9 protein-coding genes are annotated in these 17,394 nt (G+C 35.3%); 3 read left to right on the forward strand and 6 right to left on the reverse strand.

Annotated features, from left to right (window positions below):
* Nucleotides 1-5: 5 nt before the first annotated feature.
* From D7004_RS17330 to D7004_RS17355, 6 genes are all read right to left on the reverse strand, one after another.
* Complete coding sequence (locus tag D7004_RS17330; RefSeq protein WP_123207084.1) at nucleotides 6-1,649, reverse strand: Ig-like domain-containing protein; 1,644 nt, start codon at nucleotides 1,647-1,649, stop codon at nucleotides 6-8.
* A gap of 121 nt (nucleotides 1,650-1,770) precedes the next feature.
* Nucleotides 1,771-3,633: a tRNA uridine-5-carboxymethylaminomethyl(34) synthesis enzyme MnmG gene (gene mnmG / locus D7004_RS17335; RefSeq protein WP_123207085.1), complete on the reverse strand. Its 1,863-nt coding sequence runs from the start codon at nucleotides 3,631-3,633 to the stop codon at nucleotides 1,771-1,773.
* A gap of 110 nt (nucleotides 3,634-3,743) precedes the next feature.
* Nucleotides 3,744-5,606: an ABC-F family ATP-binding cassette domain-containing protein gene (locus tag D7004_RS17340; protein ID WP_123207086.1), complete on the reverse strand. Its 1,863-nt coding sequence runs from the start codon at nucleotides 5,604-5,606 to the stop codon at nucleotides 3,744-3,746.
* Nucleotides 5,607-5,880: 274 nt separating this feature from the next.
* On the reverse strand, nucleotides 5,881-6,516 hold the full coding sequence (locus D7004_RS17345) for a GIN domain-containing protein (RefSeq protein ID WP_123207087.1): 636 nt from the start codon (nucleotides 6,514-6,516) through the stop codon (nucleotides 5,881-5,883).
* 245 nt (nucleotides 6,517-6,761) lie between these two features.
* Complete coding sequence (ybeY, locus tag D7004_RS17350) at nucleotides 6,762-7,199, reverse strand: rRNA maturation RNase YbeY (protein ID WP_123207088.1); 438 nt, start codon at nucleotides 7,197-7,199, stop codon at nucleotides 6,762-6,764.
* Between the two features lie 194 nt (nucleotides 7,200-7,393).
* The gene (locus tag D7004_RS17355) at nucleotides 7,394-10,711 is read right to left on the reverse strand and encodes a DUF4175 family protein (RefSeq protein ID WP_123207215.1); all 3,318 of its coding nucleotides are present in this window, start codon (nucleotides 10,709-10,711) and stop codon (nucleotides 7,394-7,396) included.
* A gap of 594 nt (nucleotides 10,712-11,305) precedes the next feature.
* Between D7004_RS17355 and D7004_RS17360 the strand changes: the two genes are divergently transcribed.
* The 3 genes from D7004_RS17360 to D7004_RS17370 all read left to right on the forward strand — a co-directional run bounded on the left by D7004_RS17360 (nucleotide 11,306) and on the right by D7004_RS17370 (nucleotide 17,378).
* Nucleotides 11,306-12,808, forward strand: coding sequence for a glycerophosphodiester phosphodiesterase family protein (locus D7004_RS17360; RefSeq protein ID WP_123207089.1), 1,503 nt, complete (start codon nucleotides 11,306-11,308; stop codon nucleotides 12,806-12,808).
* Nucleotides 12,809-12,979: 171 nt separating this feature from the next.
* Nucleotides 12,980-15,352 (forward strand): phosphocholine-specific phospholipase C, encoded by a 2,373-nt coding sequence (locus D7004_RS17365; RefSeq protein WP_123207090.1) that lies wholly within the window; start codon nucleotides 12,980-12,982, stop codon nucleotides 15,350-15,352.
* Between the two features lie 238 nt (nucleotides 15,353-15,590).
* Nucleotides 15,591-17,378, forward strand: coding sequence for an AsmA family protein (locus D7004_RS17370; RefSeq protein WP_123207091.1), 1,788 nt, complete (start codon nucleotides 15,591-15,593; stop codon nucleotides 17,376-17,378).
* The last annotated feature ends 16 nt before the right edge of the window (nucleotides 17,379-17,394 follow it).

The raw sequence follows: 17,394 nt of genomic DNA on the forward strand, positions 1-17,394 counted from the left end.
TTAATTTAAGGGCTTGGAGGCTTAGGTATTGTCATACTATTTTCCACTTCCCAATTAGGACGTAAAGATTGTTCTTCTGGCGAGTACCAGATTTTTTCTGGTTGTGTACCCAATTTTACATTTCCTGTATCCCAAACCCCATTTTTATTTTCGTCGTAAATTACTCTAACAAAATACTTTCCTGCCAGGAAATTGGCCAAAACGATTTTAGTTTTTTTATTGATGATATACTGCTTTACGGGTAGTTTTTTTTCATTGATAAACTCAACTATATAATTTTTGGTCGTGTCTGGTACATCCATAATTAATGTTCTTGTACCATAATTTTCTGTTGGGTCCAGGTTAAATTTCTTTATAAACTCTTTATTTTTTGAATTAAATATTCCAGTAAAAGCTCCTGCAGAAAATTTTAAGTCGTATGACCTCTTCGTTTTCCAAGGAAATTTAACGTAGTATTTTAAGAAATTGGTAGAGTCTTTTATCAGTTCAAAATTTGTTCTTTTTATAGAATCGTCTAACAAGGTAATTTTAGATGCATCCGCTGCGGTAATTGGTATAGGAAATGTAAGTGTATAGGTCTGGTATGGGTTTAATTTACCGTTCGCTGCGTTGTCAGTAGGCGTTAAATCTCTTGTGTAGCTATCTTTTTTTCCACGTGTTAAGTTTACTACTTGCAATAATTTTCCCTGGTCTTGTATGGCAACTTTAACAGAATCGAAACTTAAATCGTTTAGCCAAATCTTTGCCGTGTCATTTGTACTGTTAAGCGTTAGCCTTTTACCTACATCTAATGCTGCAGGTTCTGTAACTGTAAGCTTAGGATTGATTAATTGCTGTGAAAAAGTTAATAGAATGCTACCATCGCTATTTATTTTTCTTTCTAATACCCTAAAGTCTGCAGATTTTTCCTTAAAAATCTGAAGGTTTATATTATCAATATTTTTATCTATTGTAACTGGCGATTTCAAAAAGCCTATCTCGTCAGATGTTTGCTGATATATTTTATCGCCACCACCTGTTGCTTCTTTTAGTGCATAAACTTTATAGTTTCCTTTGCGCAAATTATTGAGTTTATAATTTCCGGAACTATCAGTTAGTGTATAAATGGATGGACGCCTCTTACCAAATAAAGTATCTCGTTCAACAGGTAGAATAAAAACGGTCACATCCTTTTCCGCTTCACCGGTTAAAGCGCTATTTACCTTTCCACTTAGTGTTAATGAATCTATCTCATTTCCTGTAGAGAACACATAAGTTAAGTTTTTAATTACATTGCTTTCGTTAATATCAGCAATCGCTTTTCCGAAGTTTAAAGTGTAGGTTGTATTTTTTTCGAGTGTATCAGGTAAGGTTATATCTAAAACATTTTTCTTTATTTTTAATATTGGCGCCTTTTCCAACTCGGGAGAAATATTAAATTCTTTGGTTTCGTCTTGAATTTTAAAATATTCATCAAATTCTATCAGTATTTTTTTTGCTGAGAAATTTCTAGTTAGATTTTTTGGCGTCATATTTACAACCTTCGGTGGAATTCTATCTTGAGGTCCACCAGTTACAGGTTGAGGGGATGCACATCCAAAAAGCTGCATGATTAAAGCAATTATGAATAAACTTATACAACTCGAAAATGGCTTATTTAATTTTGGCATATTTTACGCGTTCTGACGAATTTTCACTGATTTTGGATTAATAATATTAAAAAGTTAAAATAGTCGTTTATATCGTTTTAAATTAACTCGTTTAATTTAACGTTAAATAACTGATTATCAACTATTTATTTATATAAACCATTAAAACAGAAATATCTGATGGAGAAACGCCTGAAATTCTAGATGCTTGACCTAAAGTACGTGGTTTTATTTTAAATAACTTTTCTCGTGCTTCTTTTGAAATGGAAACGATCTTGTTGTAGTCGAAATCCATCTTTATTTCCTTGTCTTCCATCTTCAACATTTTTGCTACAATTTCATTTTCCTTTTCAAAGTAGCTTTGATATTTAATTTTTATTTCCGCTTGTTCTATCGTTTCGTTGTCTAAGTTTTTGGTGGCTTCTGCTAATGGTCCGCTAACTTTTATGATATCTTGCAAACCAACATATGGCCTTCCGATTAAGCTATGAATTTTAACATTCTGGTTTAAGGCACTTGATCCCAAACTTTCCAACATCGGGTTAGCGTCGGCCATATCTATTCCTTGACTTTTCGTAAGCTTAACCAGCGCATCAGCATTTGCTACTTTTTGATTTACTTTTTCCAAACGCTCATCTGAAATTAAACCTAACGCATGTCCAATAGGAGAGAGGCGAATATCAGCATTATCTTGCCTTAATAGCAATCGATGTTCTGCCCTAGAAGTAAACATGCGATATGGTTCTTCTGTTCCTTTGGTAACCAAATCATCAATCAGAACGCCGATATAACTGTCGGACCTCTTCATTATTAATTCTTGCTTATCGTTGATTTTTTGGTGTGCATTTATACCCGCCATAAAACCTTGACAGGCCGCTTCTTCATAGCCAGTTGTTCCGTTTATTTGTCCAGCTAAAAATAAATTGTTAATTAATTTTGTTTCTAGGGTTAATGAAAGCTGTGTAGGAGGAAAGAAATCGTATTCTATGGCGTAACCTGGTCTAAACATCTTCGCCTTTTCGAAACCAGGTATTAGGTGTAGCGCCTTTAACTGGATATCTTCAGGAAGAGAAGTAGAAAAGCCGTTCACATAAATTTCACATGTATTCCAACCCTCAGGCTCTACAAAAATTTGATGCCTATCTCGCTCTGCGAAGCGGTTAATTTTATCTTCAATGGATGGACAATACCTAGGGCCTAAACCTTTAATTCTTCCGGTAAACATTGGAGATTTTTCAAAACCTTCTTTTAACGTCTCATGAACTTCGTTGTTTGTATAAGTAATCCAGCAGCAACGTTGGTCTTTTGAAACTTGTGTGTCAGTAAACGAAAACTTATTGGGGTTTTCATCACCCCATTGTTCCTCCATTTTTGAATAGTCTAAGCTTCTGCCATCAACACGAGGGGGAGTACCAGTTTTCATTCGTCCGGCTTCCATGCCAAGCTCAACGAGTTGCTCGGTGATACCGGTTGATGCTCTTTCTGCTGTTCTGCCACCACCAAATTTTTTCTCTCCAATATGCATTACGCCATTTAAGAAAGTACCATTTGTTAATACAACTGCGGTAGATTCAATCTCAATACCTAATGAAGTTTTTACACCATAAACTGTGTTGTCTTTTACTAATAATGCAACAACACTATCTTGCCAAATGTCTAGGTTGGGTGTTCTTTCTAAAGCTAAACGCCATTCTTCAGCAAAACGCATCCTATCAATTTGAGCTCGAGGACTCCACATTGCTGGACCTTTAGATTTATTTAGCATTCTAAATTGGATGGTTGATTTATCAGATATTATTCCTGAATAGCCACCCACAGCATCAACTTCACGAACAATTTGTCCTTTAGCTACGCCACCCATTGCTGGATTACAACTCATTTGGGCAATAGTACCCATATTCATTGTTATTAATAGAACAGATGATCCTAAGTTAGCTGCTGCCGCTGCCGCTTCACAGCCCGCGTGTCCAGCACCAACTACAATTAGATCGTATTTTGAAAACATGTTGTCATCTTTTTTGATTGTTCCACGTGAAACATTTGTTTAATTATTCTTTCAAACATTGAAAAGCTTTTCTAATATTTAATGTTCCACGTGAAACACTAATAAATTTTTTATTCCGAAAGTTCCAGCCAACGCATTGTATATTCGTCGAGCTTAATCTTTAAATTTTCTAGCTGTGAAGAAACTTCCTGAATTTTAATATAATCTGAACCGTCGATTTTTAATAAATCTTCGCTTAATTCGGCGATTTTATTTTCAGTTTCTAGCATTAATCTTTCGCTATCATCAAGCTCTTTTTGCTCCTTAAAACTTAACTTTTTGGTGGCTACAGCTGGTTGTAATTCTACCGTTAAACTATTGATTTTTTTTGATTCAACTTTAGCTTTTGGCTGATCCAAGCTTAATCGATATTCAGAATAGTTACCATTGTAAATTTTAACAACACCTTCGCCTTCCATTATAAAAAGCTGATCGCTCATTTTATCCAGCAGATATCTATCATGAGAAACAAGCATCAATATGCCTGGAAAATTTTCTAAAAATTCTTCAAGAACATTTAGTGTATCAATATCTAAATCATTAGTAGGCTCATCTAAAATCAAGAAGTTTGGATTTTGCATCAAAACCTTCATTAAATTTAAACGCTTTTTCTCCCCACCACTCAGCTTCTCCACCATACCATGCTGTTTCTTTGGAGGAAAAAGAAAAAGCGTTAATAAAGCAGACGCTGTAATAACGGAACCATCTGCCATTTTAATATATTCAGCATCAGATTTTACAATATCGATTACTCTTTCTTTAGGATCGAAAGTTAAGCCGCCTTGTTTGTAATAACCAAATACCGTGGTTTCACCTGTACCAACTTTACCGTTATCAGGATGTAGTTGACTAGTTATGATGTTAAGCAACGTAGATTTTCCGGTACCATTCTTTCCGGCCAAACCGATTCTATCTCCCTTTTTAAAGGTATAACTGAAATCGTTAATAATTGGTCGTCCGTCAAATGCTTTAGAGATGTGCTCAACCTCAATAATTTTTCCGCCTTGACGAGACATTTTCATTTGAAGTGTAACACTTTGATTATCAGACTTTTTCTTTGATTTTTCTTCTAAATCGTAAAAAGCATTAATCCTAGCGTTAGATTTCGTTCCACGAGCTTGTGGCATGCGCCTCATCCACTCCAATTCCTTTTTTAGTAGCTGTTGGTTTTTATGTAAAACGGTAGCATCAAGCGCTTCTCTTTCCGATTTCTTCTCTAGATAGTAAGCATAATTTCCGTTATAATTAAAAATCTTTCCTCTATCCAATTCTACTATTGTATTACAAACGTTATCCAAAAAGTATCTATCGTGAGTAACCAAAAGAATTGTTTTCTGTCCGGTTGTTAATAATTTTTCCAGCCACTCAATCGTATCAATATCTAAATGATTGGTTGGTTCGTCTAATACTAAAATCTCTGGGTCTTCAATTAAAAGTTTGGCTAAAGCCAAACGTTTCTTTTGTCCACCAGAAAGCGTAGAAATTTTTTGCTGCAAGTGCGTAATTCCCATTCTATTTAAAATGGTTTTTATCTCGTGCTCATATTCCCAAGCGTTGTGTTCACTTAATTCTTCGTATAATCTGTTAAGTATTTTCTCATCAGGATTTGGATTTTCAATCAGTTCCTCATATTCTTTAATCAACTGCTGTTGCTTATTCTCTAAAGAAAATATATGGTCACTTATAGAATATCCTTCATTAAACTGAGGTTCCTGGTCTAAGAAACCGATTTTTACGGCTTTATTTTTAACAATTTTACCCTCAAGCGGAGGAAACCTTTCGGCAAGTAATTTCAATAATGTACTCTTACCCGCACCATTTATTCCAACCAACGCTACACGCTGACCAGAGTTAATGCCTAAGGTTAAATTTTTAAATAGCCATTCGTCATGATAACCATGACCTAAGCTTTCTGCCGCAATTAGTGTGCTCAATTTCTTTGTATTTCGGATTTATAAAGGAAAATTAGTGCAAAAGTAAGGATAAATTATTTGGTAGGGTATAGGGATGTTTCAAAGCCACTATTTATCCATTAAAAATGGCAGAATGGTGATTTTTGAATGAGGCAAATTGGCTTTTGAATTAGAATGGAGTAAGGAGAAATTGGTAATATTTCTTTGGATTCTTGTAAACGAAAACAGCGGCTGGAATCGCTCCGCCGCTGCTTCAATCATTAACTAAAACTAAACTATATCTTTATACCGATGATTATAAAATAGATTCTAATACATCAATTCTAATATCATTATATCTGTTTGCACTATATGCCACACTTAAGGGAGCAGCACTAACGTTGGTATCATTGGCAACAAAATCATTCATTTTTACTTTAGCTACCGAGCCTAAAATTGCTGTGTAATTTTCGGTCGAACCGCTTAAAATCAAGTTTGATGTGCCATTTATGTTTGTAATTAAACTTAAAGTATTTGCTTTTATATCTGCTGTTGCACTATCATTTAAAACTACATTCAAGTTTAGCAAGTTGAAGTTGCCAGAAGTTTTTACGCTTGATGTATTTGATGCTTCAATGGCAGTCAAATTGTTTACATGAGCAATAACTGTTAAAGGTTCAGAAGTAAAAGAACTGATTCTTAATTCGCCATTTTGTTGTTGTACAAATGCGTTTTTGGCAAAGTAGTTATCATAAACTTCTACACTTTCTTTAGCATCTTGTACTAAAACCAGTTTTACATTGCCACTAATTTTTATTTTGCTGATGTTTTTAACTGAAGTTAAATTTGTGTAGTTGTTATTGTTTTCGTTTGCAATTGCTGCAACGCTTGCAGTACCTAAAATAACTGTTGTTAAAGCTGCTGCGAATAATGTTTTAATAGAGGTTTTCATAATCTTATATCTTAAATTTTTAAAATCTTTTTGATGTTGTTTTGAATATAAGACTGCACTAACGCAAAAACGTTGCACACACTTTTGGCTTAATATACCAGAGTAGATTAATTATCGACGAACGCCTGTAACTATTAGACGAACAGGAGGAAAAATTTTATACGATTAAGGGATTGGTATTGAAATTACAAGAGATGAACTTCAAAAAAGCTATTGATGTTTAACAAATTGATCTTATAGCATGATTAGACTAATCCTACATCACTTCTGTAGTTAAGATATTCATCCTCTTTTTGAGTCATGAGGGTTTTGGCGGTTTTGCCTTTATCTTTATAGCCAAGTAAATGCAGCGTTCCGTGAATCATAATGCGACAAACTTCATCAAAATCGTTGGTATTAAAAGTTTTTGCATTCTCTTTAACCCGTTCAATGCTGATGAAAACATCACTAACAATCTCTCTTTCTTTGTCAGAATTATCGAAAGTTATAATATCGGTATAAGTATCGTGGTTTAAATACTGCTGATTAATGCTTAATAAATATTCATCACTACAGAAAATAAAATTGAGCTCCTGTAATTTAAAGCCTTCTTTTTCGATAGCAGCTTTTATCCATTTTTTAACCTTTAACTTTTGAGGGAGATTATAGTTGATAGATTCGGTAAAGAATGAAATTGCAGGCATGTTTAATTTTATTAAGACTGCAAATTTAGAAAATAAAATTTAAGAGTATATTGAAAGATATAGGCTGGTCGTCATGCTGAATTTAATTCAGCATCTTTTTTTAGATAAGATTCGAAACTAGTTCGAAGATATAACAGAGTTGTAATTATTCAACAATTTAAGTCCTCTTATAATATTAAAAAATCATCATCCATCTACTTTACCATATTCAATGATTTTAGATACTCAGCAATCTTATTCTTGTAGTAATAATTTAAACTTGGTGGCATTTTCTGCAACATATCGTTTCCGTTTTGTTGCTGTTTTTTAAACTGTTCAACCATCTTTTGGTACGATGGTGGAAATTCTTTAGCCGCTTTGCTTTCTCGTTTTGAATCTTCTTGCTGATCGCGTTCTGCTTTTTCTGCCTCCAATAATTTGGTAAGCAACTCTTTCTGGCGGTTTAAAGTTTCCTGCTGTAAACGCTTGTTTACCAAGTCACTTTCCGTTTGTTTCATTTCTTTAATGGCCTCATTCAAGTTACCCATTTTGCCCGAACCATCTTTATTTTCTTCGCGATTAATCTTCTCCAAAGCCTGGCGAATCATTTGCTGTTGTTGTGCCATTTTGCCAAACTCCTGGCTCATTTCGCCTTTACCAACAGTTCCTTTCTCGCCGCCAGATTTCTGCATTTGTTCGCGGGCTTTTTGCATATTCTTATTCAGCTGTTCCTGCATTTGAGAGAGCTGTTTCATGCCTTGCTTTTGCTTTTTGCCGCTACCCGATTTAGTATTTTTCTGCATATTTTGTAACTGGTTCAAAGCCTCGCTCAACATCAAACTCAGGTTATTAATCGAAGTCATGGTAAACTGTTGGTAACGATTGGCCTCTGGTGTTCGTCGCTCGCCAAGGCTTTCCAAACTTTTATCGAGGTTGAAGTTTATTTTATTCATCTCTTCATTAACAGTCGATTCAATTTGAGGAACACGCTTACTCAATGCATATAAACTATCGGCAATGGTTTTCAGATTATCTTTTATACTGCGTTGTTTTTGAACATTAGTGGTATAAGATGGGTCAGCCTGCGACATTTTTTTCAGCGCTAACATCACTTTTTCCTGTTCAAAAGATGTATTTAAAAGGTTTTCCAATAAACGACGCAACTCTTTCGCATTCAGGTTATTCTCCATTTCTTCGCTTTCCTGCTGCATTTCATTCATCTTTTTCGAAAGTTTTTCCATTTGCTCAGCTGCTTTTTGTTGCTTCTGGCTAGCACTTTTCGAATCTTTTTTATCTAATGCCTCTTTACTATCCTGCTGTTCTTTTTGGATTTCCTGAACCTCTTTTTCAGGATTTTCAAACGGATTTGGCTTTTCTAAACTTTGATTTTTTTCCTCGAGTTTTTTCAAGTCATCCTTTAAATCTTTCATTTCCTTATTCAAAGCATCTTGCTTTTGTTTAAGCGATTCATTATCCTGTTTTTTGTTTGCTGTTTGTTCTGCAAGTGCTTTTTGTTCTTTGGCCAGTTCGTTCAAACGGTCGATATCGTTTTGAAGATTTTGCTCAAACTCCAATTGTTTGTAAAGCTCTAAAATTCTATCCAGCTCGTTTTTGAGTGTTTTATTATCCAACTGCATTTTCGAAAGTTCGTTCTGCGTTTGGTCTTTATTTTTCTCATTCATCAGGTTTTGCAACTTCTGCAAAAGCTCTTTCGTTTTCTCATCAAGCACATTATCAAACAAATCTTTTATCTGTTTTTGCTTCTCTAAAAGCTCTTCAGTTTGTTTTTGGTCTTCCTTTTGCTGAATATTTTTATCGTTTTGCTCTTTAATTTCTTTTACTGCCTCATCCAATTGTTTTTGTTTATCAAGTAAAGCCTCAATTTGCTTTTTATCCTCAAAAGAAATTTGTTTCTTATCAATCAGGCTTTCTGCAACTTTTTTACTTTCTTTTTCGATGGTATTTGCCAGGCGAATAGCCGACTGAACCTTTTGTTTAAGCGCTTGGCTGTTGGCATTTACCTGTTCGGCAGTTTCTTTTTTGGTAGGCGCTTTAAAGGTTTTAATTTCCGAGCGAGTAGTTTTTGCTCCATTAACATCATCATTATCAGCAACTTCAAAATAATACTCAATTTCTTGTCCGGGTTTAGCCAAAGCAGTTTTTAAATCCCAGAAATAGAAAAAGGAATTTTCGGTAGCATTGGCTTTTATAGCAATATTCTTTGTTGCTGAGCTTATAATTTTATTGTTTTCTTTGATGTTGTACTTAAAACTCAAATGACTAAAACCATAATCATCCGTTACTTGTCCGCTGAAATAGAGTGCTTTATTACTTACAGAATGTGGTTTTTCTTCTACCTGAATGGCCGGCGACTGGTCTTTAATTACCGTAATTTGGTGCGACAAAGAATCTTTCAGTGAAACAAAATCATTTTTTGGGGTGATGCTGTATTTAGAATTATTTCTAATCGTTGCGTTAAAAACAGATTCATTATCCTGCACTTTTAAAACATTTTCGGCGCCGTTTAAAATGAATATAAGCGAATTGCTTTGCCCGGTTTTAAAATTCCAGGTTACACGGGTTCCTTCTGGTAAAAGTAAATCGCTAACGTTCGAAATTACTTCTGTTTTTTTGCCCAAATAAGAAGGATAATTTAATGTTGCCGTAGCACCCAACAATTCTGGTCGAGGTTTAACAGTTACGGAGAAGAGAGAAGAACTAAAACCACCACCTTTAAAAATTAATTTTTTATCGCTCTGGATATTTTTAATGCTGTAATTAAATTTGCTAATGTTCTCTTTTTCAAGTTTGTAAGTATTTTTTCCATCCTCTACATAAACATCAGCTGGAATTTCATCGCCAGTTAATTTTAAATTAATGGTTACATCATCACCCTGCGTAACAGTTAAATTTTTGTTTAAAACAACAAAATTGAAAGGCGCTTGTGGAGCGATGTATTCATCATATTTTAAAAAACTATTCGTTCCATCGCGTAAAATGGCTGGTGCTATTAAGGCAATTAACAAAATAATCGAAAGCGGAAAGAGCAGAAATTTTAAGTATTTCCGATTATCATTTATCCTAACTGCTGTATAAAAAGGAACAGGCTTAAGCTCCAAAATCTTTTGGTCGATACTGGCCAAAATCAATTGATTGTGCTCTGGCAGGTTTTCAGAGAGCTTATGCAATTGTAAGGTATTCAGCAGTTTATCTTTGATACCGGAAAAATGATTTCCAATAATAACCGAGGCCTCATCGAAAGATAAATGTTTGCCCAATTTGAGCATGGAAAGTAGTGGCTTAATAATTAAAAAGCCAATAAGCAAAAGCCCAAGGAAGAGATAAGCAAAGAAAACAAAAGTTTTAAATCCTGCGCTTGGGTTAAGGTAATACAAACTCAAAAAAACGAGCAGATACAAGCCCAATAATATGGCTGCAGCATAAATGCTACCTCGTAAAATCTTATTTAAATAAAACTTACGAATGAATTCATCTATCTTTTTAAGTAAATCGCCGTAATTATTGCTCACCATTAACGTAAATGTAAAAATTGTTCCAATCAATTAAAAGGAAACCTCAGTAAGGTAACGCGTTTATTTCAAATAGTTTATTTTACAGGTAAAATTAAGGATGGGAAAGGAGGCCTAGTTAAGGTGATGCGTTTATTCAAATAATATATTTTAAAGGTGGATAAGGATTGGGGAATAACCCTGATTAAGGTAATTCGTTTTAAGTGGTATATTTTGAAAGATAAATTATGATTGGGAAATGAAAGTTTTGTAGTTAATCGGAAACTTCAGCCCCGCTTTCTGCTCCAACAAAAGCAGAAAAAGCTTTTGGTTTTCGCGACAATCGGGTTAATAACAAAGATTAGTGCTTTTAGGAAATAATAAAGATTAAGGTCAAATCGGCGTTCAGCTTCGTTGCCGTTGGCTTCAGCCAACGGAAAAAAAGTATTTTAATTAGCAGTTGAAACTCTTGCTATTCAACTTCATTGCCGTTGGCTTCAGCCAACGGAATAAAATAATTTATTTATCTTGTTGTTAATTAATACAAAGGTTACATGGATTTTAAATGAATATTACCTTAAACCTCTACTTTTGATTTTTTTATAATCACCCCAAAACATGAAAAAAGCAGTTATATTTATCTTAATGTTATTCATTTTTACCGCATCTTTTGCTCAAAAATTTAACTGGAATAAAAACCAGGTGATTGCCCATCGCGGTGCATGGAAGAAGAATAACTTTCCTCAAAACTCCATTGCATCGTTAAATGAGGCTGTTAGATTGGGTTGCTACGGCTCTGAGTTTGATGTTTGGATGACCGCAGATAACGTTTTGGTGGTAAATCACGACCCGGAGTTTCAGGGTTTAACTATTGAGAAAGTGAAATATGAAGAGTTGCTCGCTAAAACCATGAGCAATGGCGAGAAAATCCCAACATTAGAAGCCTATTTAAAAGCTGGTAAAAAGCAAAGAACCACCAAATTAATTTTAGAAATAAAACCATCTTTAATCAGCAAAGAACGCGGCATTGAATTAACAAATGCTTGTATAGAGATGGTAAAGAAGGTTGGCGTAATCGATTGGACAGAATACATCAGCTTTGATTATGATTATTGCAAACGCATTTTGGCGGTTTTACCTAAAGCCAAAGTAGCCTATTTACGGGGAGAAATTAGCGCCGAACAGTTGAAAGCTGATAAATTAACCGGAGCAGATTATCACTTTAGCGTTTACCAAAAAGATGGCTGGATTGAAAACGCACAAAAATTGGGCTTAACGGTTAACGCATGGACGGTTAACGCGGTGCCAGAAATTCAATGGTTGTTGGCACACAAAGTAGATTTTATAACTACAAATGAACCTGAATTAACTTTTGAAGAGTTAAAGAAAACGCCTGTTGCAAGCGGATGGAATTTAAAATGGGCTGATGAATTTGATGACGCAGGTTTGCCTTTAAACAAAAGCTGGAGCTACGATGTTGGCGGTAAAGGTTGGGGAAACAATGAATTGCAGTATTATACCGATGCAGATTCTGCAAACGCCAATGTTAAAAAAGGCAATTTAAACATCACTGTAGTTAAGGCTGATAAAGAAAATAACCACTATACTTCAGCACGTTTGGTTAGCAAAAATAAATTCGATTTTAAATACGGAAGGGTAGAAGTAAGGGCGATATTGCCTAAAGGTAGAGGTTTGTGGCCGGCTATCTGGGCTTTACCAACTTCACCCAAATATGGTGGTTGGCCAAAAAGTGGCGAAATTGACATTATGGAACATGTGGGTTACGAGCCGGACAGCGTTTACGGAACGGTTCATACCGAAAAATTTAACCACACCATCCATACTCAGGTTGGCAAAGGCGTAAAAATTAATCCTTACAACGCTTACCACATTTACGCTATTGAATGGTACAAAGACCGTATAGATTTTTTTGTTGATGACCAAAAATATTTAAGCTTTAAAAACACTGGTAAAGGCGCTCCAGAATGGCCATTCGACCAAGATTTTCATTTAATTTTAAATGTTGCCGTTGGCGGCGGATGGGGTGGAAAAATGGGTGTCGATGAAACGATATTTCCTGCCACAATGAAAGTTGATTATGTTAGGGTTTTTCAAAAATAGATTAGAATGGAAGATGTTTGATGGAAGATGGTTTGGGCCACCGTATAAGGTAAATGGTGAGTAATGTAAGATTGAAGAGGGGTTTTGGACCATCATCCATTTCCCATTTTACATTTTACATCAAACATCTTCCCATCCATTAACCCATCTTCCATCTCTTAAATATAGCAGATGGATTCACGTAGAGAATTTTTAAAAAAGGCTGCGCTTTTTGCTGGCGCTACAGGCATGGCCAATACTTTGCCAAGCTCGGTTTTAAAGGCAATGTCGATAAATGCAGAACCAGGAACTACCTATCAGGATGCCGAGCATATCGTTTTCTTAATGCAGGAAAACCGCTCGTTCGACCATATGTTTGGCAAAATGAAAGGTGTTAGAGGTTTTAACGAACCGCATCCGCATATACAGCCCGATGGCAACAAAGTTTGGCTGCAAAAGGATGGTCAAGGTTATACTTATGTGCCGTTCCATGTGGATATCAATAAAACAAAAATAACCTGGCAAGGTGGTTTACCACATTCTTGGAACGACCAGGTTGCCGCCAGAAATGGTGGAAGATACGATAAATGGTTGCCGGCAAAAGCACCAATGACTTTATCGTATTACGATAGAAAAGACATCCCTTTTTACTATGCTTTAGCCGATGCCTTTACCGTTTGCGACCAGCATTTTTGTTCTTCGCTTACCGGAACCACGCCAAACAGGTTGTTCTTTTTTACGGGCACAGTTAGGGGCGAAAAAAGTGCTAATCGTATTGCGGTAGTAAATAACGATCAGGCAGAATCGCAGAATAATGTTTTTGTAGATTGGCCAACTTTTCAAGAAACTTTGGAGGATAACGGAATCGACTGGCGTATTTATCAAAATGAACTCTGGACTTCAAAACTTCCAGAGGGAGAAATTGATGATTGGTTAGGCAATTATGGCGATAATCCGGTAGAATATATTTCCCGGCATCAGGTTAAGTTATCTGCCTACTTCAGGAAAAATGGCGATAATACCGTAAAGCCACCACTATCAGCAAAAGAAGTACAGGCGAAATACGATAAATTATCTCAAAGAGAGAAAAACCTGATAGATAAAGCTTTTCAAACCAATATTAGCGAAAAGGATTACCTGGATTTGGCGCCTTTTACTTTTACCAATGATGAAGGTAAATCAGAAACCGTGAACATCCCGAAAGGAGATATTTTTCATCAATTTAGAAAAGATGTTGATAGCGGAAAATTGCCTGCGGTTTCTTGGTTGGTTGCGCCACAAAGATTTTCAGACCATACCAGCTCGCCACTTTACGGAACTTGGTACGTAAGCGAGGCTTTAGATATTTTAACGAAAAACCCAGAGGTTTGGAAAAAGACGATTTTCATTTTGACTTACGATGAAAATGATGGCTATTTCGACCATCAGCCACCTTTTGTCGTTCCAAATCCAGATGATGCATCGAGTGGTAAAGTTTCTGCAGGTATAGATTATGCAACGGATTTTGAGGCTAGGAAGGGCAGTCCGATTGGTTTAGGTTACCGAGTTCCTTTTATTGTTGCCTCGCCGTGGAGTAAAGGCGGCTTTGTAAATTCGCAGGTTTTTGACCATACTTCATCATTAATGTTTATGGAAAAATGGTTGAGCAAAAAGACAGGGAAAAACATCAGGAGTAATAATATCAGCGATTGGCGGAGAAATATTTGTGGCGATTTAACTTCCGTATTTCGTCCGTACAACGGCGAAGAGATTGGATCTCCAAAAGCTTTAAATCGAGAAACCGTAGTAACTAACATTGGCAACGCTAAAAACAAGCCTGCACAAGTTAATCCAACTGCATTAAATAAAACTGAAATCGCAAAAATTAATAAGTACGAGTCTTTTTCATCGCAAACATCTGTACATGCACCCAGGCAAGAAAATGGAACAAAGTCAGCTTGTGCTTTGCCATATAATTTAATGGTTGATGCAAATTTGATTAATGGCGAAATAGAATTAAGTTTTCAATCGGCCAAAACACTTTTTGGTAACGAAACTGAAACGGTTGGTGCGCCTTTTAACATGAGCACAATAGCTAAATTTAAAGGTGTTCAGGGAAAAATTTGGGCTTATGCGGTTAAAGCTGGTGATATTTTAAAGGATGAAATAAGCATCGAAGATTTTGATAATGAGGTTTATGATTTTGCCATAAACGGACCGAATGGTTTCTACAGGCATTTTGTAGGCAGCAAGAAAAACCCTCAATTGGTAATCAAAGCATATCCTGAGCAAAGCGGTTTAGTTACCAAAAAGCTTACGGGTAATTTAATTTTTTCTCTGGAGAATAGAAGTGCTGCTCCTATCGATATTCAGGTTGTTGATAATAAATATAAGTCTGCAAAACGAGTGCTAAATTTGACACCTAAAGCAATAACAAATGTTGTTTTAAATTTATCTAAAAACTCGAATTGGTATGATTTCAGTGTTTTGCAAACAGGCAATGCGGTTTTTAAACATCGCTATGCAGGAAAAATAGAAACAGGAGCAATTACCACAACCGACCCTTTTATGGGTAATGTGGTATAAAACTTGGTTAGTAATGATGTGAATATTTTGTCGGCTGAAAAAGCTCCTTCGCAAACACGTTGCCATCAATTATCTATTCAACCGGATAGGATACGAAGTTACTTACAGATAGGTATCAGATTTATATTTCGCGATGTTTTCTGTGCCTTGCTCTTCTATGCTTTGTGGTAAAAACCTGTATATCAACAACAAAAAACCTTTCTATCCGCTATTTGTTATCAACACATAACAAACATCAATGGCAGTTCAAAAAACAAACAAACTCTGGATTTGGATAGGTAGTATTTTCGGAGCAATTATATTAATATTAGCTTTTGCGGCAATGTTTATCAATGCCCGATGGAAGCCTGTGTTAACCGAAAAGATAAAGCAAGGTGTGTATAATGGCTCAAATCATTTGTACAAAATAGATTTCAAGAGCATAAATATCAATGTAATTACAGGCAGTTTGGCGCTTCGTGATGTTACTTTAACGCCAGATACGATGGTTTTTGATAGTCTGAAAGCCCAAAAGAAAGCGCCTGCCCATATTTTTGAATTAAAATTAAAAAAACTTCAAGTTACTCGTGTGGGTATTTTAACGGCTTACTTTAAAAAGCTGGTTATCATTAAGGAAATCAGATTGGATAAGCCATCCATAAATATGATTTTCAACAAAGTACCCAAGAACACAGATACCGTAAAAGTAGAAAAATCGCTTTACGACCAAATATCAAAAACCTTCAAATCTATACGTGTTGGGGCAATTAAAATTGTTGATGCTGATTTCGATTACATTAACAAAAGCGCCGTTAAGAAAACAAAAAATTCCATTAAACATCTTGATATTACTGTAAAAGATTTTCTTCTCGATTCGCTATCGGGAAAAGATACTACAAGGTTTTATTATACAAAAGATATATCGTTTCAACTGGCAGGATATAAATCTACCACGAAAGATAAAATGTATACTATGAAAATAGATACCATCAGCGGTTCTGCAGCATCAAAAAAAATTACCATTAAAGGGTTTAAGCTCACGCCGTTATATCCAGAATTAACCTTTGCCAGAAAATACAAAATACAAAAAGACAGATACAATTTAGCATTTGATAAGGTAGAATTTAATGGTGTAGATTTTATTCGTTTAAACACCGACCAAAAACTATATGCCAGATCGCTAAACATTGGTCCGGCAAAGGTTGAGGTTTTTATGAGCCGAGAATCGCCTCCACAGCCGGGATTAGATAAAGGTAAAAACTATCCACATTTAGCATTAAAGCGACTGAATATTTCAACAATTATCGATACCATCAGACTAAAAAATATTGATTTGAAATATTCGGAATATAATCCTGCAAGTAAGAAAACAGGCTCGATCGACTTTAAATCTTTAAGCGGAAACATTTTAAATGCAACCAATGATAGCTTGAGATTAAGCAAAAATAACCATGCAGTTGCAAATTTAAACACGCTTTTAATGGGTTCAAGTAAGTTAAATCTAAAGATAGATTTTAATTTAACCGATAATAATGGTGCATTTGCTTACAGCGGAAGTATGGGAAAATTTGATATGAGGCAGCTGAATTCTTTATCGAAAAACCTTGGGTTAATCGAAATTGAATCTGGAAATATTCAACGCATTGATTTTAAAGCTACAGGAAATTTACGAACAGCTTCTGGTACAATGAATATGTTATATACCAATTTAAAAGTAAAACTCCTATCGGATAATATAGACGGCGAAGGAACAAAACAAAAAGGTCTTCTATCGTTTTTGGCGAATGCTGTTTTGGTTAAAGATGAAAATCCTCAAAAAGACCAGGAAGTTAGAACAGCACAAATGACCAATACCCGAATTGCATCTGCATCATTTTTTAATTTGATGTGGAAAACCATTTTTGTAGGTATTAAAGATATTGTTGGCGTAAGCATTGTGCCAGAAAAAAATCCCGTTAAGCAACAAAAGGTTATTGCAAAAAAAATAAAAGAGCAGGCAAGAACCGATAGAAAAGAAGCTAGAAAAGCCCGGCGGAATAAAAACTAACAACACATTTTCTACA

Source organism: Pedobacter jejuensis (assembly GCF_003725795.1).
Lineage (GTDB): Bacteria > Bacteroidota > Bacteroidia > Sphingobacteriales > Sphingobacteriaceae > Pedobacter > Pedobacter jejuensis.